Origin of the sequence: Kitasatospora sp. NBC_01302 (assembly GCF_035976515.1) — a bacterium.
Taxonomy (GTDB): Bacteria; Actinomycetota; Actinomycetes; order Streptomycetales; family Streptomycetaceae; genus Kitasatospora.
The window spans coordinates 5136501-5154954 of the sequence record NZ_CP108404.1; the positions used below are offsets into that span (position 1 = coordinate 5136501).

Genomic DNA, 18454 nt, shown 5'->3' on the forward strand with positions numbered 1-18454 from the left:
AAGAATGGATGAGAGTCGAGTCAGAACGCCCAGAGAAGCCCGTTGACTTCTCATAAAGGCGAGCTACCCTGCGGACCCCGTGTCCTCACCCGGGCAGCCGCAGGAACGCCGCACCACCAGCCGCGAGGGGAACTTGCGCACCCGCTCGGTGCCGGAGCCCGGCACCATCAGCGAGTCGTCCAGGACCAGCTCCACCGCCGCGCGGGCCATCGCCTCGCGCTCGCTGGCCACCGTGGTCAGCGGCGGGTCGGCCAGCGCCGCCTCGGGGATGTCGTCGAAGCCCGCCACCGCGAGGTCCTCGGGGACCCGCAGGCCCAGCTCGCGGGCGGCCCGCAGCACGCCGATCGCCTGGTCGTCGGTGGAGCAGAAGACGGCCGGCGGCCGGTTCGGCGAGCGCAGCAGCTCCAGCGCCACCTCGTAGGCGCCGTAGCGGTGGAAGGGCGCGTCGATCAGATGCTGGTCGGCCGGCAGCTCGTGGGCGTCCATGGCCCGCTGCCAGCCCTCGACGTGGTCGATCACCGGGTCGCCGGGCGCGGGGGACTCCACCGGGCCGCCGAAGCAGGCCACGTACGGATGGCCGTGCTCCTCCAGCAGGTGGCGCACGGCCAGCTCGGCGCCGCCGACGTCGTCGGTCACCACCGAAACGTCGTCGATCGCGTCGGGGCGGCGGTGCAGCAGCACCACCTTGGCGCCCTCCATCGCGGCGAACTCCTTGGCGGCGCGCTGCGGGGCACCCTGGCTGACCAGGATCAGGCCGGAGACCCGCATGCCGAGGAAGGCCTGGATGTAGTGCATCTCGCGGTCGTCGGCGTAGTCGGAGTTGCCGATCAGCACGAGCTTGCCGCGGTCGGAGGCGGCGCGTTCGACGGCGTGCGCCATCTCGGCGAAGAAGGGCTGCCGGGCGTCCGGCACGATCATGCCGATCAGGTTGGTGCGTCGGGAGGCCATCGCCTGGGCGACGCTGTTCGGCCGGTAGCCGAGCTGCTCGATCGCGGCGAGCACCCGCTCCTTGGTCGCGGGCGCGACCGGGCGCGGGCCATCGTTGATGACATAGCTGACGACCGCGGTCGAGGTCCCAGCCAGTCGAGCTACGTCGTCACGCGTCACCTTGGCCACGCAGGGAGTCTACGCGTGTTGTCCAGCCCCCCAGCGGGGCGGTCCCGCCGGGAGGCCGGGACGACACGCGCGGCACTAGGCACGGCCTAACGCGCGGCGGCCGGGTCGGTCACGGGCTGCTCGAAGTCGCTCGGGGCGCCGCCGCGCTCGCCCTTCTCGCCCTGCGCGGGCATCACGAAGCGGTAGCCGACGTTGCGCACGGTGCCGATCAGCTGCTCGTGCTCGACCCCGAGCTTGGCCCGCAGCCGCCGCACGTGCACGTCCACGGTGCGGGTGCCGCCGAAGTAGTCGTAGCCCCAGACCTCCTGCAGCAGCTGGGCCCGGGTGAAGACCCGGCCCGGGTGCTGGGCGAGGTACTTGAGCAGCTCGAACTCCTTGAAGGTGAGGTCGAGCACCCGTCCCTTGAGCTTGGCCGAGTAGGTGGCCTCGTCCACGGTCAGGTCGCCGTTGCGGATCTCGGTGGGGCTCTCGTCGGTGGTCACCTGCTGCTGGCGGCCCACCGCCAGGCGCAGCCGGGCCTCCACCTCGGCGGGGCCCGCGGTGTCCAGCAGCACGTCGTCGATCCCCCACTCGGCGGTGACCGCCGCCAGTCCGCCCTCGGTGACCACCAGGAGCAGGGGGGCGCTGACGCCGGTGGAGCGCAGCAGCTGGCACAGGCTGCGGATCTGTGGCAGGTCGCGCCGGCCGTCGACCAGTATCACGTCGGCGCTGGGCGTATCGACCAGCGCGGACCCCTCGGCCGGGGCCACCCGCACCTGGTGCAGCAGCAGTCCAAGGGCCGGCAGCACCTCCGCCGATGGCTGCAGTGCGTTGGTGAGCAGGAGGAGAGAACTCATACCCGGGTCGTCCTCTTTTCTTCGCCGCGTGGTGTTTCTCCGCGTGGGCTGCCACTCGCAAGGACGTCCGGTTCGGAGCCCTGAAAGCACAAAAGGACCCGGGGGCGACTCTGCCCGGATCCCTTACGCCTTGAGAATAGCCCAACGGACCCGGTCGGCGAAGGGGCCACCAGGCGTGATCAAGGTCGCGTTCACGGCCGTGCGCCCGGGGTACGACCGTGCTGGCCTGCGCGATTCCCGGTCGGTCGGGGGCGCGGGCCATCATGGAGCACGGCACCGACCGGAACACGTATGTGTACACCTTCGAGAAGGGGCCGCCATGACCGCGACCACCGAGCCCTCCACCACCGTGGTGACCGGGACGATCCGCTACTGGGCCGCCGCGAAGGCCGAGGCGGGCGTCGCCGAGGAGCCGTACCGGGCGGCCAGCCTCGCCGAGGCGCTGGCCCAGGCGAGGGCGCGGCACGCCGAGCGGCCGGCCTTCGTCCGCCTGCTGGGCATCTGTTCCTACCTGGTGGACAGCGCGCCGGTGGGCGGGCGCGACCACGCCACCGTCGAGCTGACCGAGGGCGGCACCGTCGAGGTGCTGCCGCCGTTCGCCGGGGGCTGAGCGGGACGCCGGGTGGCATCCGGCGGCCGGGGGCGGGGCCGGTGCCCCGGCTCCGGCGGCCGGGCATCGAGCGGTTGTTCGGAACCAAGGGTGGTGTCGGATCGTCGTATCGCGGTAGACGACCAGGACCGGAACCGACGGGGAGAGTGTGCGATGCGCAGCTGGATCAAGGCGGTCATCGCCGTCGCGGTGCTGGCCGGCCTGCTGGTGGGCGCCGACCGGATCGCGGTGGTGGTGGCGCAGAACGAGGCGGCGGACAAGCTGGCGGGCCACCAGGGCATCACCGGCAAGCCCTCGGTCTCCATCGGCGACTTCCCGTTCCTGACCGACCTGATCGACCGCAAGGTCGACGACCTGCACATCTCGGCCTCGGCGGTGCAGCTGAGCGGCGCCGGTCAGAGCTTCCAACTGAGCGACTTCGCGGCTGATCTGAAGGGTGTTCGGATCAGCGGTGACGAGAACTCCGCGACGGTGGACTCGGGCACCGGCACCGGGAGGATCAGCTACCAGCAGGTGCAGACCCTGCTCGACCTCGATTCCCGGATGTCGCTCGGCTACGGCGGCCCCGGCCAGGTCAAGGTGAGCGCCTCGATGCTGGGGCAGAAGATCAGCGCCACGGTCAAGCTGCGCACCGAGGGCAACAAGGTGCTGGTGGACAGCGTGGGCGAGCTGTCCGGGCTGGGCGCGCTGCCGGGGATCGGCTCGGCGGTCGACTCGGCGATCGGCACCCGGAGCTTCACCCTGCAGGGCATGCCGGTGGGCCTCGACCTGGACCAGGTCACCCCGGAGCCGGACGGCCTGGCGCTGAAGTTCGGCGGCTCCCACGTCCGGCTGTCCAACAGCTGATCCTTGGGGGCGGGCCGCGGGGCAGGGCACGGGCAAGCGCGGGTCAAATCTCACTATTCGACCATTTTAGTCTCGCCATTCGATACGCTGATGACAGGGGCGGGCCCGGCTCCCTAGCATCGTCCCCATGAAGCGACAGGCGGATCTCACGAAGCGGCGGGCGGTGGACCTCTGCCGCGTGGCCGCCTGCCTGTGTCGAATGCGCTAGTAGGCAGCCGGCTCCGGCAGAATCGACCTGCTGCCACGCCCGTTCTTCCGGCCCGACCAGGCACTTCCCGTCTGCGGCCGCCCCTTGAAAACCCGCCTCGCGGCGCCCTTGCCCCAGCTTTCGGGCCGGGACCCTGCATCCTCTGCTTCGTCCCACTATCCGGACTGATTTTCGGACATCTTCGACGATCGGCTCGGGACCGGCGACCCGGAGCCCGCAGCGCGCCGCCCGGCACCCTCACCTTCCGCCAACCGCCCCCGGATGGAGACACATCATGAGCCGCAGCGACGTCCTGGTCGACGCCGACTGGGTCCAGGCCCACCTGGACGACGCCAAGGTCGTCCTGGTCGAGGTCGACGAGGACACCTCCGCGTACGACAAGAACCACATCAGGAACGCCGTCCGGATCGACTGGAAGAAGGACCTCCAGGACCCGGTGCGCCGCGACTTCGTCGACCAGGCCGGCTTCGAGGCGCTGCTGAGCGCCAAGGGCATCGCCAACGACGACACCGTGGTGCTCTACGGCGGCAACAACAACTGGTTCGCCTCGTACGCCTTCTGGTACTTCAAGCTGTACGGCCACGGCGACGTCCGCCTGCTGGACGGTGGCCGCAAGAAGTGGGAGCTGGACTCGCGCGACCTGGTCGACGGCTCCGAGGTCCCCAGCCGCCCGGCCACCGAGTACAAGGCGCAGGCCCAGAACACCGCGATCCGCGCCTTCCGCGACGACGTGGTCGCCGCCATCGGCACCACGAACCTGGTCGACGTGCGCTCGCCCGACGAGTTCTCCGGCCGCCTGCTCGCCCCGGCCCACCTGCCGCAGGAGCAGTCGCAGCGCCCCGGCCACGTGCCCAGCGCCCGCAACATCCCGTGGTCGAAGAACGCCAACGACGACGGCACCTTCAAGTCCGACGACGAGCTGCGCGCGCTCTACGCGCAGGAGGGCGTCGACCTGTCCAAGGACACCATCGCCTACTGCCGGATCGGCGAGCGCTCGGCGCTCACCTGGTTCGTGCTGCACCAGCTGCTCGGCCAGGAGAACGTCCGCAACTACGACGGTTCGTGGACCGAGTACGGCAGCCTGGTGGGCGTGCCGATCGAGATCGGCGCCTGACCGGCACCGCGCCGTACCCGAGCAACGAGGAGACAGACGACATGTGTGGTGCGAAGGCCGGCGGGCCGGACCTGGCAGGAGTTGACGTGGCGAACGAGACGATCATCCAGGGTTCGGTGACCCGTGACGGCGAGCCGGTCAGCGGCTATGTGCGGCTGCTGAACGACGGCGGCGAGTTCACCGCCGAGGTGCCCACCTCGGCCACCGGGCAGTTCCGCTTCTTCGCGGCCCCCGGCAGCTGGACCGTGCGCGCGCTGGTGCCCGGCGCGACCGTGGACCGCAAGGTGGTCGCCTCCCAGGGCGCCCTGACCGAGGTCCCGATCGCGGTCTGAGCCACTGCGGCGAGCGTCGCGGAATTCCTGGAGCCCCCGTCCCGACGGGGGCTCCAGGCGCGTTGCGGGGCTACCGTTGGGGGTGTGCAGCAGCGGCGCAGGCACTACTACTACTTCGGCGCGATGGGCGTCTGCCTGGGGCTCTTCGTCCTCGCGTGGGGCGTGGTGCGGTTCTTCTCGGTGGGCGCGGCGATCGGGATGTGCGTGGTCGCCATGGTGATACCGCCGCTGGCCGCGGTCTTCGCCAACAAGCGCGACCCCGAGGACGACTGGTGGCAGGACCCGCGCTGGGACGACCCCCGCTGGGACCAGCCGGGCCACGACCGCGACAAGCCCGATCACGAGGGGCCCGCCCATGAGGGCCCCGCCCACGAGGGGCGGCCGGGGCCGCCGGGGCCGCAGTAGGACGACTCGGACGACTCAGTAGACGAGCGCCTGGACGCCGTCGGCCATGATCTCACTGACGAAGACCTGGGCGCCCGCGATCCGGACACCCGGCAGCGTGTCCGCCTGCTCGATGCCGCGCCGCACCGCGCACTGGGTGCACAGCGTCACCATGCCCGCCGCCAGGATCGACTCCAGCAGCTCCGGCAGCGGCGCGGCGTGCGGCAGCTCGAACTCGGCCGCCCGCCCCGGCAGTGCGAACCAGGAGGACTCCCCGGTCAGCCAGAGCGAGACCGGCACCCCGCTGGCGACCGCGACGGCCGCCACCGTGAACGCCTGTGAGCAGCGCTCGGGCGCGTCGGCTCCGGCGGTGACCTTGATGACCAGCTTCTTCGACATCCCGTCAGCCTAGAGGGCCCGGCACGGCGCGTGTGGCGCCCCTCACCGCGAGCCGCGCGGCCCCGCCGGATAGACTCGCGCCGTCATCGTCCTGTCCGCCATCACCGCACCGGGAGCCCCACCGTGAGTGGTCTCGAGCTTTTCTTCGACTGCCTGCTCGGCATCATGGCCGTCGTGATCGTCTGGTTCGCCATCTTCTCCGTCTCGAAGCTGTACCAGGGCCAGCGCTGACCTCTCCCGTACCGTAGGGGGAGCCCACCGCCGACGACTGCGATACAGGACCATGATCGAGATCCCCTCTGACCTCCACAAGGACGTCGTTCCGCTGGCCTTCCTCCTCGGTACCTGGGAGGGCGCGGGCGTCTTCGACTTCCCGGGCAGCGAGAAGTGCAACTTCGGCCAGGAGGTCGTCTTCCGGCACGACGGCCGGCCCTTCCTGGAGTTCCGCTCCCGCACCTGGGTGCTGAACAGCGAGGGCGAGAAGATCCGCCCGCTGGAGAACGAGCACGGCTTCTGGCGGATCACCAGCAACCAGCACGGCACCAGCGGCGTGCGCGGCGTGGAGATCTCCATGGTCCGCGACGACGGCACCGTGGAGGTCTGGTACGGCGAGCTGGCCGACGGCAAGCCGCAGGTCAACGTGTCCACCGACGCGGTCGCCCGGATCGAGGGCTCGGCCCCCTACAGCGGTGGCAAGCGGCTCTACGGCTTCGTCAACGAGGAGCTGCTCTGGGTCGGCGAGAAGGCCGCCCCCGAGGTGCCGCTGCGCCCGTACATGTCTGCGCAGCTGAAGAAGGTGCTCAGCCCCGCCCAGCTGATCAAGGACATCAACGACCTGCCGGACGACGGGATCGCCTTCTTCCGCTGAGCCGCCCGCCCGCGCCCTGGTCCCTACACTTGTCGGCACGGCCCGGGTGCGGGCACGGCCGGCGACCAGGGCAGGTGCAGAGCAGCGTGGCGAACAACGGAGCGGCCGCCTCCAGCGACTGGAAGAGCGACCTGCGTCAGCGCGGCTACCGCCTCACCCCCCAGCGCCAGCTGGTGCTGGAGGCGGTGGACGCGCTCGACCACGCCACCCCGGACGAGATCCTGGTGGAGGTCAGGCGCACCGCCAGCGGCGTCAACATCTCCACCGTCTACCGGACCCTGGAGCTGTTGGAGGAGCTCGGCCTGGTCTCGCACGCCCATCTGGGTCACGGCGCCCCGACCTACCACCTGGCCGACCGCCACCACCACCTGCACCTGGTCTGCCGGGACTGCGGCACGGTGACCGAGACCGACACCGCGATCGCCACCCCGCTGATCGAGAGCCTGCGCGCCCAGCACGGCTTCGACACCGACCTCAAGCACTTCGCCATCTTCGGCCGCTGCGCCGACTGCACCGCCCGGCTCGCCGAGCCGCAGTCGTAGCAGGCCGGTCTTAGAGGGTCCGCCAGTAGGGGGCCGGCGTCGCGACGCCGGCCCCCTACTGGCGGACCCTCTAAGCTGGCGGGCATGAAGAGCCCGTTGCTGTCCCTGCCCGGAGCCGTCCCCGCCGAGGGAGCCGACGAGGGCGTCGCAGCCCACTACGGCGACCTCTTCCGCGAGCAGCGCGAGCTGGCGGCGGGCCGTGCCTTCACCGACCTGTCGCACCGCGGGGTGGTCACCGTGACCGGCCCCGACCGGCTCGCCTGGCTGCACCTGTTGCTCACCCAGCACGTCAGCGCGCTGCCGCCGGGCCAGGCCACCGAGGCGCTGATCCTCTCCCCGAACGGGCACGTCGAGCACGCCCTCTACCTGGTCGACGACGGCACCACCAGCTGGGCGCACGTCGAGCCCGGCACCCAGGGCGCGCTGATCGAGTACCTGGAGCGCATGAAGTTCATGTACCGGGTCGAGATCGCCGACGCCACCGCCGAGTTCGCCGTGGTGCACCTGCCGGCCGGCTCCGCCGCCGAGGTCACCGCAGCCGCCGCGGTGCGCGAACTGCCCTACGGACGCGACCTGTTCCTGCCGCGCGCCGAACTGGCCGAGCTGGCGCAGGGGTTCGGCACCCCGGCCGGGATCTGGGCGTACGAGGCGCTGCGGATCGAGGCGCACCGCCCGCGGCTGGGCTTCGAGACCGACCACCGCACCATCCCGCACGAGGTGGACTGGCTGAACTCCGCGGTGCACCTGAACAAGGGCTGCTACCGCGGCCAGGAGACGGTGGCCCGGGTGCACAACCTGGGCAAGCCGCCGCGCCGGCTGGTCTTCCTGCACCTGGACGGCACCGAGGAGGTGCTGCCCCCGCACGGCACCGAGGTGCGCCTGGCCACCGAGCCGGACGGGCGGGCGCTGGGCTTCGTGACCTCCTCGGCCCGCCACCACGAGCTGGGCCCGATCGCGCTCGCCCTGGTCAAGCGGAACGTGCCGCTCGACGCGGTGCTGCTGGCCGGCACGGTGCCGGCCAGCCAGGACGCCGTGGTCGCGCCGTAGGCACGGCCCGGGAGCCTCAGACCTCCACCAGCACGGTGAACGGCCCGTCGTTCACCAGCGAGACCTTCATGTCCGCCCCGAACCGGCCGGTGGCCACCTCGGCGCCCAGCGCGCGCAACTGCTCGACCACCGCGGCCACCAGCGGCTCGGCGAGCGGCCCGGGGGCGGCGGCGTTCCAGGTGGGGCGGCGGCCCTTGCGCGCGTCGCCGTAGAGCGTGAACTGGCTGATCACCAGCAGCGGTGCGGCCAGGTCGGAGCAGGACAGCTCCGTCCCGTCGCCGGGGAACAGCCGCAGCGTCCACAGCTTGCGGGCCAGCGCCGCCGCCTGCTCCTCGGTGTCCTGGTGGGTGACCCCCACCAGGACACAGAGCCCCGGCCCGCTGATCGCGCCGACCTGTTCCCCGGCCACCGTCACGGCGGCCTCGCTCACCCGCTGCACCACTGCTCGCATGCCGGCCATTGTGCCCGCGCCCGACCGGCCCGCCGCACCCGCGTCCGGTGCAGGGCTACCCGTTCGCCAGGCGCCCGTTCGGGTGCATCCACGCCCCGCGGGCCGGCCCGGGGTGGCACGATGCCCAAGTCGGCCGCGCCGGCGACCCGGACGGCCGTTCGTGGCGTTCGTATGCCCGTACTGACGGCGCTCGCCCGAGTGGGTGACGGCCCCGGACGTCGGGAACCCGCCGGGGCCGCTGGGCGTGCAACGGGGGGAGGGGCGGCAAGGGTGGGAACAGAGCGATGGCAGGCGGTTGGGTAATGGAGACGAACAGGGTGCCCGGCGGGCCGAAGGCCCCGGGCGCGGAGCCAGTGGCGGTGGTGCCGGCGGCGGCTGTACTGGACACCGCGGGCCTGGCCCTGGACGAGCTGCGCACGCTGCGCCGCGACGCCCTGGAGCAGGAGGCCGACCTGTCGTACCTGCGCCGGCTGCTGCAGGGCCGGGTGGACATCCTGCGGGCCGAACTCGACCGCCGCACCCTGGACCGCCACCCGCGCCCGCCGCGCCCCGACACGCTGCTGCACCGGCTGCCGCAGATCCTCGCCGACGCCCCCTCCAACGTGCGCCAGTCGGCCCGGCACGTCACCCTCGGCACCCCGCGCGGCGAGCAGTACCAGGCGCAGGCCGACGCCCTGATGGGCGACGTCCAGCTGGCCGACCTGGCCGCGCACGCCTCCGCCGAACTGCTCGCCGCCCTGGACCGGCTCACCGCGCACGAGCGCGAGGTCTCCGGGCGCCGGCAGCTGCTGCAGCGCACGGCGGACGGCTGCAGCGCCGAGATCACCCGGCGGTACCGTGAGGGGGAAGCGCGGGTCGACGACCTGCTGGCCGGTCCCCACCTGCCCGACTGAGACCCAGCGGGCCTGCGGGGGCCGGTGTCCCTCCCTCACCGTCCCGGAAGGCCGCTACCGCCGATGCCTGACTCCGCCGCCCAGCTGCCCGTCCTCGCCGAGGTCGTGCGCTCCGGTTTCACCGAGGGCCACCACCGTGGCTCGCTGGTCGTCCTCGCCCCCGACGGGTCGGTGGACTTCGCCCTCGGCGAGCCCGAGCGGCCGATCTTCCCGCGTTCGTGCAACAAGCCGTTCCAGGCTGTGGCCACGCTGCGGGCGGGCCTGCCGATCGAGGGCGAGCTGCTGGCGCTCGCTGCCGCGAGCCACTCCGGAGAATCGTTTCATCTGGACGGTGTGCGGCGGATCCTGACGACCGCCGGGCTGACCGCCGACGCGCTGCGGACCCCGGCGGATCTGCCGCTGGACCCGGTGGAGGCCGAGCGCTACCTGGCCGGCGGCGGGCACCGCGAGCCGCTGGTGATGAACTGCTCGGGCAAGCACGCCGCCTGGCTGGCCGCCAGCGTGGCCAACCACTGGCCGACCGCGAACTACCTGGACCCGGAGCACCCGATCCAGCTGCTGGCCGCCGAGGCGCTGGCCGAGCACGCCGACGAGGCGATAGCCGCGGCCGGCACCGACGGCTGCGGCGCCCCGCTGCACGCCGTCTCGCTGGTGGGCCTGGCCCGCGGCTACCGGGCGCTGCTGCGTGCCGAGGAGGGCAGTGCGCCGCGCCGGGTGGCGGACGCGATGCGCGCCCACCCCGAGTACGTGGCCGGCACCCGGCGCCCGGACACCTGGCTGATGCGGGCGGTGCCCGGCGCGCTGTCCAAGATGGGCGCCGAGGCCGTGCAGGCGGTGGCGCTGCCGGACGGCCGGGCGCTGGCCTTCAAGATCGACGACGGTGCGAGCCGGGCGCTCGGCCCGGTGCTGGCCGCCGTGCTGCGCCGGATCGGCCTGCCCGGCGCCGAGGAGGTGCTGGCGCGGATCGGGACCGTGCCGCTGCACGGCGGCGGCGCGGTGGTCGGCGAGATCCGCGCGGTCGTCTGACCCGGCGCGGAAGCCGGGCGCACGGCGGAGGCCGGGGCCGATGGATGACACTCCATCAGCCCCGGCCTCCGGGAACACCAGCCGTCAGCGGGCCTCGAAAGAACGAGAACGACCGGCTGGCGTCAGTGCGCGTCGCCGGACTCCTGCAGACGCTTGATCGAGGCGGTGATCTCGGCCTCGGCCTCGATCCGGCCGACCCAGGCGGCGCCCTCGACGGACTTGCCGGGCTCCAGGTCCTTGTAGACCTCGAAGAAGTGCTGGATCTCCAGACGGTCGAACTCCGACACGTGGTGGATGTCCCGCAGGTGCTCCCAGCGCGGGTCGGTGGCCGGGACGCAGAGCAGCTTGTCGTCGCCGCCCGCCTCGTCGGTCATCTGGAACATGCCGATCGCGCGGCACTTGATCAGGCAGCCGGGGAAGGTCGGCTCGTCGAGGATGACCAGGGCGTCCAGCGGGTCGCCGTCCTCGCCGAGAGTGCCCTCGACGAAGCCGTAGTCGGCCGGGTAGCGGGTCGAGGTGAAGAGCATCCGGTCCAGCCGAAGGCGACCGCTCTCGTGGTCGACCTCGTACTTGTTACGGGAGCCCTTCGGGATCTCGATGGTGACGTCGAACTCCAACGGTTCCTCCAAGGTAGGGACTGACAGAATCCAAGTGTCTCCTACGGGAGGGAGTGCTGTGGAAAGGGGATGGGCTGTGACAGGGGCAGGGACACGTGCGGGGGTCCGCGGCGGTGTCGGCGCGAGCGTGGTCGCGGGGGTGGCGGGCCTGGCCCTGCTGGTCGGCGGCGGGACGGCGGGGCAGCGGGCGTACGCCCAGGAGCCCGCCTCGGGACCGGCCGCAGCGCCGGGCGCACCCCCGGCCGCGGCGGCGGTGCTCGCCCCGGCCGTCACCACCGGCGGCGACGGCCTGCCGACCGCGGCGGGCCTGACCGCCGCCCTCGGCCAGCTCACCTCGGACAAGGCGCTCGGCACGCTGACCTTCGCGATCGCTGACGGCGGCAGCGGCAAGCTGCTGCTCGGCTCGGGCGAGACCACCCCGTCCACCCCCGCCTCGACCACCAAGCTGGCCACCACCGTGGCCGCGCTCAGCCTGCTGCCCGCCGACACCCGGCTGACCACCAAGGTGGTGCACGGCGCCACCCCCGCGGACATCGTGCTGGTGGGCGGCGGGGATCCGACGCTGACCGGCCTGCCGGCGGACCAGATCCGGATCGGCGGCTCCCCGGTGGACGCCGACTCGGCGCCCGCCTCGCTGATCGACCTGGCGAACCGCACCGCCACCGCCCTCAAGGCGGCCGGCGTCACCACCGTGCACCTGTCGTACGACACCTCGCTGTACACCGGCCCGGCGGCGCACAAGTTCAACGACGGCACCAACATCGGTCCGATGTCCGCGCTGATGATCGACGAGGGCCGGGTGGACGCCACCCAGGACGTCGACGCCCCGGTGCGGGTGGCCGACCCGGCCGCGCAGGCGGTGGCCAAGTTCACCGACCTGCTCGGTGCCCAGGGCGTCAAGGTCGACGGCAAGCCCGCCCAGACCCAGGCCCCGGCGAACGCCGCGCCGATCGCCCAGGTGCAGTCCCCGGTGCTGCCACGGCTGGTGGAGCGGCTGCTCACCAACTCCGACAACACGCTCGCCGAGGCGGTCGCCCGGCAGGTGGCGGTGGCCCAGCACCAGCCGGTCGGCTACGACGGCGCGGCGCAGGCGGTCACCCAGACGCTCGCGGGCCTGGGCATCCCGATGGCCGGGGTCTCGATCAACGACGGCAGTGGGCTGAACGTCCACAACACCATCCCGCCGGTGGTGCTGGCCGACCTGCTGGCGCTGGCCGCCTCCCCCGACCACCCGCAACTGCGCCCGGTGCTGACCGGCCTGCCGATCGCCGGGCTGACCGGGACGCTGGACAAGCGCTTCGTCGCGGCCCAGGGCTCGGCCGACGGCGCCGGCGTGGTGCGGGCCAAGACCGGCAGCCTCAGCGGCGTCAACACGCTGGCCGGCACCCTGGTGGACGCCGACGGGCGGCTGCTCTCCTTCGCACTGATGACCAGGACGCCGGCCGACGCCACCAGCGCCCGGGCGGCGATGGACCGGATCGTGGCCAAGCTGGTCTCCTGCGGCTGCAAGTAGCCCGGTTCCGAGCGGTCGCAGGGGTGGGGCCGGGGGCCGCCAGCACGTACCGTGAGGGCATGACGAGCGCGAGCGGCGGTGCTGACATGGTCGACTGGAATCTCGCGGTCGCGACGGCGACCCGGCTGGCCCGGCCGGGCCCGCAGGTCACCCGGGAGGAAGCCCGCACCGTGGTGAGCGAGCTGCGCGGGCACGCGCTGGCGGCCGAGGGCGCGGTGCGCGAGTACACCGGCATGCGCCCGGCCCGGCTGGCCGCCGACGGGTCCGCGCCGGTGCTGGTGGTGGACCGCCCGGGCTGGGTGCGGGCCAATGTCGCGGGCTTCCGCACCGTGATCCGCCCGCTGGTGCAGAAGCTGGCCGCCCGGCGGGCCGAGACGCCCGGCGGCGCGGTGCTCGGCGCGGTCGGCGAGAAGGTGACCGGCGTCGAGGTGGGCGCGGTGCTGGCGCTGCTCTCCGGCAAGGTGCTGGGCCAGTACGAGACCTTCGCCGCCCCCGACCCGGGCGCGGGCCCCGTGAGCGCCCCGGCCGACCCCGCCGACCTCCTCGACCAGCCCAGGCTCGGCGGCGACCCCACCGGGCCCGGCCGGCTGCTGCTGGTGGCCCCCAACATCGTCCAGGTGGAGCGGGAGCTGGACGTCGATCCGCACGACTTCCGGCTCTGGGTCTGCCTGCACGAGGAGACCCACCGCACCCAGTTCAGCGCCGTGCCCTGGCTGCGCGACCACGTGCAGTCCGAGGTGCAGGCCTTCCTGGCCGAGACCGACGTGGAGCCGATGGCCCTGCTGGAGCGGCTGCGCGAGGTGCTGGCCCCGGGCGAGCGGCCGAGCAGCGGCGCCGGCACCCTGCTGGACGTGGTGCAGACCCCGAACCAGCGCGAGATCCTGGCCCGGCTGACCGCGGTGATGTCGCTGCTCGAAGGGCACGCCGACGTGGTGATGGACGGGGTCGGGCCGGCCGTGGTGCCCAGCGTGCTGGAGATCAGGGAGAAGTTCCAGCGCCGCCGGGACAAGGGCGCCAGCCGACTGGACCTGATGCTGCGCAAGCTGCTGGGGATGGACGCCAAGCTGCGCCAGTACCAGGACGGCGCGGTCTTCGTGCGCGGAGTGCTGGACCGGATCGGCATGGAGGGCTTCAACCGGATCTGGACCTCGCCGAACACCCTGCCGACCAAGGACGAGATCCACGACCCGGCCGCCTGGGTGGCCCGAGTCGGACGCCAGTCCCAGCCAAAGCCCCCGGACGAGTGAGGGGGAGTGTCGGCGGAACGTTTCTTCATTCACCCGTCCGTGGGACGGTGGTCGTACCGGTGGCGCGGGGGGCCAAGGGCCGCCCACCTTTCTGCGACGATCTGTGAGCGTTCGGTCACCACCAGCCTGAGGAGTTGCTCCACCGTGGGCCCACACCCCGCCGTCGCGGCGATACGCCTGGCCGTCCGCCGCGCTCTGATGGACCTCGCGGCCGAGGCCGCCGTCCCGATCCCGGCCGCCGCCCCGCGCCGCGCCGCACCGATCCCCGTTCCCACCGCAGCCGTCCCCACCCCGGTCGGCTCCGCCTGCGCCGGGTCCGCCCCCGCCGGCCCGGCCGCCACCGCACCGGTGGCCGCCGCGAGCGTCTGTGCGCCGAGCACCGTGCTGATCGGCAACGCCCGCCGCCATCCCTCCGGGCTGCCCCGGATCCCCGCCGCTCCCGGCTCCCCGCTGGTCCTGGTCGCCGTCAGCGGTGGCGCGGACTCCATGGCGCTCGCCATCGCCACCGCCTTCGAGGCCCCCAAGCTCGGCCTGCGGGTCGGCGCGGTCACCGTCGACCACGGCCTGCAGAGCGGCTCCGCCGAGCGGGCCCGCCAGGTCGCCGAACGCCTGCGGGCGCTCGGGCTGGACCCGGTGGAGGCCGTTCCGGTCAGGGTCGGCCGGCAGGGCGGGCCGGAGTCCGCCGCCCGGGACGCCCGCTACGCCGCCCTGGACGAGGCCGCCGACCGCCACCAGGCGCTGGCGGTCTTCCTCGGCCACACCCGCGACGACCAGGCCGAGACGGTGCTGCTGGGCCTGGCCCGCGGCTCCGGCGCCCGCTCGCTGGCCGGCATGCCCGCGCAGAAGGGCCGCTACCGCCGCCCGCTGCTCGACCTGGACCGCGCCGCCACCCGGCAGGCCTGCGCGGCGCAGTCCATCCCGGTCTGGGACGACCCGCACAACCTGGACCCCGCCTACACCCGGGCCCGGGTGCGCCACGAGGTGCTGCCGGTGCTGGAGAAGCACCTGGGCCACGGCGTGGTGGAGGCCCTGGCCCGCACCGCCCGGCTCTTCCGGGACGACGCCGACGCGCTGGACCAGTGGGCCGGGCGGGCCGAGCAGGAGCTCTACCGGCCCGAGCAGGGCCCGGACCGCAGCGCCGGCCAGGGGGTGCTGCCGGTGGCCGCGCTGGCCGAGCTGCCCGCCGCGGTGCGCCGCCGGGTGCTGCGCCGGGCGGCGCTGCGCACCGGCTCCCCGGCCGGTGACCTGTTCGCCCGCCACCTGGAGACGGTCGACCTGCTGGTCACCGGTTGGCGCGGCCAGGGGCCGCTGCAGCTACCCGGGGGCGTCGAGGTCACCCGAAGGTGTGGCAACCTGGTGTTTCGGCGGCAGGACGACTGACCGCCGGCACAGGACCACAAACCCTTGAGGACGTACTCCCGGTGGACGACAAGGACATGGGCGCCGACCTGGCGAAGGTGCTCATCAGCAAGGACGAGATCGACGCGAAGCTGCTGGAGCTGGCTGAGCGGATCGACCGGGACTACGCCGGGAAGGACCTGCTGATCGTCGGCGTCCTCAAGGGTGCGGTCATGGTCATGGCCGACCTCGCCCGGGCGCTGCACTCGCAGGTCACGATGGACTGGATGGCGGTCTCCTCCTACGGGATGGGCACCAAGTCCTCCGGGGTGGTGCGGATCCTCAAGGACCTGGACACCGACATCGCCGGCCGCGACGTGCTGATCGTCGAGGACATCATCGACTCCGGCCTGACGCTGTCCTGGCTGCTCGGCAACCTGGGCTCGCGCGGTCCGGCCTCGCTGGAGGTCTGCACCCTGCTGCGCAAGCCGGACGCCGCCAAGGTGGAGATCGACGTCAAGTACGTGGGCTTCGACATCCCCAACGAGTTCGTGGTCGGGTACGGCCTGGACTACGCCGAGAAGCTCCGCAACCTGCCGTTCATCGGTACGCTCGCCCCACACGTCTACGGCGGCTGAGCGCCCCGCTGGGCCGAAGGCGGGACGCCGGGGAACAGTCCGCCGATTTCACCCGTTGGAGTCGGCGGGCGTACAACTGCACAGAGTGGTGGCGCCTTGCTTCCACAGAGCGGGGCACTACTGCTGTACGGTCAAATTACCCTCTCGTCGTACGAGCGTGTTGACGAGGGCGGAGTGCACTCGCACATATCGGATTGCACCGAGGGACCAATCGGTCCTGAGGGTGCCGTTGAGTGGCAGGAGGGACGGGGCGGCAACGCCCCGCATGGATGGACGTCAAGCGATACTTCCGCGCGCCGATCGCATGGATCCTCCTGGCAGTCGTCGCCGTCATTGTGCTGATGCAGGTCGTTTCGGACTCGAACGGCTACAAGACGGTGGACACCGGCCAGGTGGTTGCGGCGATCGACGCTGGCCAGGTCAAGCAGGCCCAGCTCACCACCGGTGATTCCCAGACCATCAAGATCCAGCTGAAGGACGGCGCCACGCTCGTCCCCGGCAGCTCTGGGAAGGCACCCTCCGGTAGCAAGTTCCAGGCCTCATACATCAACGAGCAGGGCCAGGGCACCGCGCTGGCCACCGAGCTGCAGAAGCAGCAGGACGCCGGCAACCTTCCGCAGGGCTACACGATCAGCCCCGAGAAGCAGTCGACCTTCGTCAGCCTGCTGCTCTCGATGCTGCCGATCGTCATCATCGTGCTGGTCTTCCTCTTCCTGATGAACCAGATGCAGGGTGGCGGCTCGCGGGTCATGCAGTTCGGCAAGTCCAAGGCCAAGCTGCTGACCAAGGACACCCCGAAGACCACCTTCGCCGACGTCGCAGGCGCCGACGAGGCGGTCGAGGAGCTCCACGAGATCAAGGAGTTCCTGCAGGAGCCGGCCAAGTTCCAGGCGGTCGGCGCCAAGATCCCCAAGGGCGTGCTGCTCTACGGCCCGCCCGGGACGGGCAAGACCCTGCTCGCCCGCGCTGTCGCGGGTGAGGCGGGCGTGCCGTTCTACTCGATCTCCGGGTCCGACTTCGTCGAGATGTTCGTCGGTGTCGGTGCCTCCCGGGTGCGCGACCTCTTCGAGCAGGCCAAGGCGAACGCCCCGGCGATCGTCTTCGTCGACGAGATCGACGCGGTCGGCCGCCACCGCGGCGCCGGCCTCGGCGGCGGTCACGACGAGCGCGAGCAGACCCTCAACCAGCTGCTGGTCGAGATGGACGGCTTCGACGTCAAGGGCGGCGTGATCCTGATCGCCGCCACCAACCGCCCGGACATCCTGGACCCGGCGCTGCTGCGCCCGGGCCGCTTCGACCGGCAGATCGCCGTCGAGCGCCCCGACCTGCAGGGCCGCCTGGACATCCTCAAGGTGCACCAGAAGGGCAAGCCGGTCGCGCCGGACGTCGACCTCAAGGCCGTCGCCAAGCGCACCCCGGGCTTCACCGGTGCGGACCTGGCGAACGTCCTCAACGAGGCCGCGCTGCTGACCGCCCGCTCGGACAAGAAGCTGGTCGACAACGTCACGCTGGACGAGGCGATCGACCGCGTGGTGGCCGGCCCGCAGAAGCGCACCCGGATCATGTCCGAGAAGGAAAAGAAGATCACCGCGTACCACGAGGGCGGCCACGCCCTGGTCGCGGCGGCCTGCCCGAACAGCGACCCGGTGCACAAGATCACCATCCTGTCCCGCGGTCGGGCGCTCGGCTACACCATGGTGCTGCCGGACGAGGACAAGTACTCGACCACCCGTAACGAGATGCTCGACCAGCTGGCCTACATGCTGGGCGGGCGCGCGGCGGAGGAGCTGGTCTTCCACGACCCGACCACCGGCGCCTCGAACGACATCGAGAAGGCCACCGCCACGGCCCGCGCGATGGTCACCCAGTACGGCATGACCGAGCGCCTGGGTGCGATCAAGTTCGGCTCCGACAACTCCGAGCCCTTCCTGGGCCGCGAGATGGGCCACCAGCGCGACTACTCGGAAGAGGTCGCCGGGCTGGTGGACGAGGAGGTCAAGAAGCTGATCGAGAACGCGCACAACGAGGCCTGGGAGATCCTGGTCGAGAACCGCGACGTGCTCGACAACCTGGTGCTGGAGCTCCTGGAGAAGGAGACCCTGAACAAGGAGCAGATCGCCGAGATCTTCGCCCCCATCGTGAAGCGCCCGGCCCGCCCGGCCTGGACCGGTTCGGCCCGACGCACCCCGTCGACCCGCCCGCCGGTGCAGTCCCCGAAGGAGCTGGCGCTGACCAACGGCTCCGCCGCCTCCGTCGATGCCGCCCCGGTGGACATCGTCAAGCTCCCGCCGGTCGGCGGGGACTCCTCGGAGGGCTGACCCCCTGCGCCGGACGGCCACGAACGCCGAACGGAATGGATGCCGCGTTTCCAGGGTTTGTACCCTGGAGGCGCGGCATTCGTGGTGAGCGGTGCCGCTCACCCTTCCCAG

21 protein-coding genes are annotated in these 18454 nt (G+C 72.2%); 16 read left to right on the forward strand and 5 right to left on the reverse strand.

The genetic code is table 11. The annotated features are described in order from the left end of the window. Positions 1–63 precede the first annotated feature (63 nt). Both OG294_RS22340 and OG294_RS22345 read right to left on the reverse strand, forming a co-directional pair. Entirely contained in the window at positions 64–1116 is a 1053-nt protein-coding gene (locus tag OG294_RS22340; protein ID WP_327068298.1) for a LacI family DNA-binding transcriptional regulator, read from the reverse strand. 86 nt (positions 1117–1202) lie between these two features. Next, positions 1203–1952 carry a response regulator transcription factor gene (locus OG294_RS22345; RefSeq protein ID WP_327068299.1) on the reverse strand — a complete coding sequence of 250 codons (750 nt, stop codon included), beginning with the start codon at positions 1950–1952 and terminating at the stop codon, positions 1203–1205. A 319-nt stretch (positions 1953–2271) separates the two neighbouring features. Between OG294_RS22345 and OG294_RS22350 the strand changes: the two genes are divergently transcribed. The 6 genes from OG294_RS22350 (at position 2272) to OG294_RS22370 (ending at position 5467) form a co-directional block, all read left to right on the forward strand. Next, positions 2272–2562 (forward strand): MoaD/ThiS family protein, encoded by a 291-nt coding sequence (locus OG294_RS22350; RefSeq protein ID WP_327068300.1) that lies wholly within the window; start codon positions 2272–2274, stop codon positions 2560–2562. Positions 2563–2715: 153 nt separating this feature from the next. Next, the gene (locus tag OG294_RS22355; RefSeq protein ID WP_327068301.1) at positions 2716–3408 is read left to right on the forward strand and encodes an LmeA family phospholipid-binding protein; all 693 of its coding nucleotides are present in this window, start codon (positions 2716–2718) and stop codon (positions 3406–3408) included. Between the two features lie 127 nt (positions 3409–3535). After that, complete coding sequence (locus OG294_RS41170; RefSeq protein WP_369405619.1) at positions 3536–3616, forward strand: Ms5788A family Cys-rich leader peptide; 81 nt, start codon at positions 3536–3538, stop codon at positions 3614–3616. Positions 3617–3890: 274 nt separating this feature from the next. Continuing rightward, positions 3891–4730, forward strand: a complete 840-nt coding sequence (locus tag OG294_RS22360) for a sulfurtransferase (RefSeq protein ID WP_327068302.1) — start codon at positions 3891–3893, stop codon at positions 4728–4730. 41 nt (positions 4731–4771) lie between these two features. Then, positions 4772–5062, forward strand: coding sequence for a DUF1416 domain-containing protein (locus tag OG294_RS22365; RefSeq protein WP_327068303.1), 291 nt, complete (start codon positions 4772–4774; stop codon positions 5060–5062). 84 nt (positions 5063–5146) lie between these two features. After that, positions 5147–5467 (forward strand): DUF3099 domain-containing protein, encoded by a 321-nt coding sequence (locus OG294_RS22370; protein WP_327068304.1) that lies wholly within the window; start codon positions 5147–5149, stop codon positions 5465–5467. Between the two features lie 15 nt (positions 5468–5482). Here OG294_RS22370 and OG294_RS22375 read toward each other — a convergent pair whose 3' ends face one another. Continuing rightward, positions 5483–5845 carry a DsrE family protein gene (locus tag OG294_RS22375; RefSeq protein WP_327068305.1) on the reverse strand — a complete coding sequence of 121 codons (363 nt, stop codon included), beginning with the start codon at positions 5843–5845 and terminating at the stop codon, positions 5483–5485. A 283-nt stretch (positions 5846–6128) separates the two neighbouring features. Between OG294_RS22375 and OG294_RS22380 the strand changes: the two genes are divergently transcribed. The 3 genes from OG294_RS22380 (at position 6129) to ygfZ (ending at position 8302) form a co-directional block, all read left to right on the forward strand. Further along, positions 6129–6713, forward strand: coding sequence for an FABP family protein (locus OG294_RS22380; protein ID WP_327068306.1), 585 nt, complete (start codon positions 6129–6131; stop codon positions 6711–6713). An 86-nt stretch (positions 6714–6799) separates the two neighbouring features. Continuing rightward, on the forward strand, positions 6800–7255 hold the full coding sequence (locus OG294_RS22385; RefSeq protein WP_327068307.1) for a Fur family transcriptional regulator: 456 nt from the start codon (positions 6800–6802) through the stop codon (positions 7253–7255). An 84-nt stretch (positions 7256–7339) separates the two neighbouring features. Then, the gene (gene ygfZ / locus OG294_RS22390) at positions 7340–8302 is read left to right on the forward strand and encodes a CAF17-like 4Fe-4S cluster assembly/insertion protein YgfZ (RefSeq protein ID WP_327068308.1); all 963 of its coding nucleotides are present in this window, start codon (positions 7340–7342) and stop codon (positions 8300–8302) included. A 16-nt stretch (positions 8303–8318) separates the two neighbouring features. Here ygfZ and dtd read toward each other — a convergent pair whose 3' ends face one another. After that, positions 8319–8753 (reverse strand): D-aminoacyl-tRNA deacylase, encoded by a 435-nt coding sequence (gene dtd / locus OG294_RS22395; protein ID WP_327068309.1) that lies wholly within the window; start codon positions 8751–8753, stop codon positions 8319–8321. A 302-nt stretch (positions 8754–9055) separates the two neighbouring features. On the opposite strand from dtd, the gene OG294_RS22400 reads away from it, so the two are divergent. Both OG294_RS22400 and OG294_RS22405 read left to right on the forward strand, forming a co-directional pair. After that, positions 9056–9646 carry an RsiG family protein gene (locus tag OG294_RS22400; RefSeq protein WP_327068310.1) on the forward strand — a complete coding sequence of 197 codons (591 nt, stop codon included), beginning with the start codon at positions 9056–9058 and terminating at the stop codon, positions 9644–9646. A 63-nt stretch (positions 9647–9709) separates the two neighbouring features. Continuing rightward, a complete protein-coding gene (locus OG294_RS22405; protein WP_327068312.1) occupies positions 9710–10672 on the forward strand; it encodes an asparaginase in 963 nt (320 codons plus the stop codon). Between the two features lie 122 nt (positions 10673–10794). On the opposite strand, the gene OG294_RS22410 is transcribed toward OG294_RS22405, so the two are convergent. Beyond that, the gene (locus tag OG294_RS22410) at positions 10795–11289 is read right to left on the reverse strand and encodes an inorganic diphosphatase (protein WP_184936162.1); all 495 of its coding nucleotides are present in this window, start codon (positions 11287–11289) and stop codon (positions 10795–10797) included. A 76-nt stretch (positions 11290–11365) separates the two neighbouring features. Here OG294_RS22410 and dacB point away from each other — a divergent pair, with 76 nt between their 5' ends. The 5 genes from dacB to ftsH all read left to right on the forward strand — a co-directional run bounded on the left by dacB (position 11366) and on the right by ftsH (position 18343). Continuing rightward, positions 11366–12802, forward strand: a complete 1437-nt coding sequence (gene dacB / locus OG294_RS22415) for a D-alanyl-D-alanine carboxypeptidase/D-alanyl-D-alanine endopeptidase (protein ID WP_327068314.1) — start codon at positions 11366–11368, stop codon at positions 12800–12802. Between the two features lie 59 nt (positions 12803–12861). After that, positions 12862–14049 carry a zinc-dependent metalloprotease gene (locus OG294_RS22420; protein WP_327068315.1) on the forward strand — a complete coding sequence of 396 codons (1188 nt, stop codon included), beginning with the start codon at positions 12862–12864 and terminating at the stop codon, positions 14047–14049. A gap of 144 nt (positions 14050–14193) precedes the next feature. Beyond that, complete coding sequence (gene tilS, locus OG294_RS22425; RefSeq protein WP_327068316.1) at positions 14194–15429, forward strand: tRNA lysidine(34) synthetase TilS; 1236 nt, start codon at positions 14194–14196, stop codon at positions 15427–15429. Positions 15430–15470: 41 nt separating this feature from the next. Further along, the gene (gene hpt, locus OG294_RS22430) at positions 15471–16025 is read left to right on the forward strand and encodes a hypoxanthine phosphoribosyltransferase (RefSeq protein ID WP_035798821.1); all 555 of its coding nucleotides are present in this window, start codon (positions 15471–15473) and stop codon (positions 16023–16025) included. Between the two features lie 269 nt (positions 16026–16294). After that, positions 16295–18343, forward strand: a complete 2049-nt coding sequence (gene ftsH / locus OG294_RS22435) for an ATP-dependent zinc metalloprotease FtsH (RefSeq protein WP_327068317.1) — start codon at positions 16295–16297, stop codon at positions 18341–18343. Positions 18344–18454 lie beyond the last annotated feature (111 nt).

Bases quoted from the DNA above. Each gene is read 5' to 3' on its own strand.
- OG294_RS22380 (WP_327068306.1), top strand. From the start codon at position 6,129: ATGATCGAGATCCCCTCTGACCTCCACAAGGACGTCGTTCCGCTGGCC.
- OG294_RS41170 (WP_369405619.1), top strand. From the start codon at position 3,536: ATGAAGCGACAGGCGGATCTCACGAAGCGGCGGGCGGTGGACCTCTGC.
- OG294_RS22405 (WP_327068312.1), top strand. From the start codon at position 9,710: ATGCCTGACTCCGCCGCCCAGCTGCCCGTCCTCGCCGAGGTCGTGCGC.
- dtd (WP_327068309.1), bottom strand. From the start codon at position 8,753: ATGCGAGCAGTGGTGCAGCGGGTGAGCGAGGCCGCCGTGACGGTGGCC.
- OG294_RS22375 (WP_327068305.1), bottom strand. From the start codon at position 5,845: ATGTCGAAGAAGCTGGTCATCAAGGTCACCGCCGGAGCCGACGCGCCC.
- OG294_RS22350 (WP_327068300.1), top strand. From the start codon at position 2,272: ATGACCGCGACCACCGAGCCCTCCACCACCGTGGTGACCGGGACGATC.
- OG294_RS22355 (WP_327068301.1), top strand. From the start codon at position 2,716: ATGCGCAGCTGGATCAAGGCGGTCATCGCCGTCGCGGTGCTGGCCGGC.
- ftsH (WP_327068317.1), top strand. From the start codon at position 16,295: ATGGACGTCAAGCGATACTTCCGCGCGCCGATCGCATGGATCCTCCTG.
- OG294_RS22420 (WP_327068315.1), top strand. From the start codon at position 12,862: ATGACGAGCGCGAGCGGCGGTGCTGACATGGTCGACTGGAATCTCGCG.
- OG294_RS22345 (WP_327068299.1), bottom strand. From the start codon at position 1,952: ATGAGTTCTCTCCTCCTGCTCACCAACGCACTGCAGCCATCGGCGGAG.
- OG294_RS22365 (WP_327068303.1), top strand. From the start codon at position 4,772: ATGTGTGGTGCGAAGGCCGGCGGGCCGGACCTGGCAGGAGTTGACGTG.
- OG294_RS22360 (WP_327068302.1), top strand. From the start codon at position 3,891: ATGAGCCGCAGCGACGTCCTGGTCGACGCCGACTGGGTCCAGGCCCAC.
- ygfZ (WP_327068308.1), top strand. From the start codon at position 7,340: ATGAAGAGCCCGTTGCTGTCCCTGCCCGGAGCCGTCCCCGCCGAGGGA.
- OG294_RS22400 (WP_327068310.1), top strand. From the start codon at position 9,056: ATGGAGACGAACAGGGTGCCCGGCGGGCCGAAGGCCCCGGGCGCGGAG.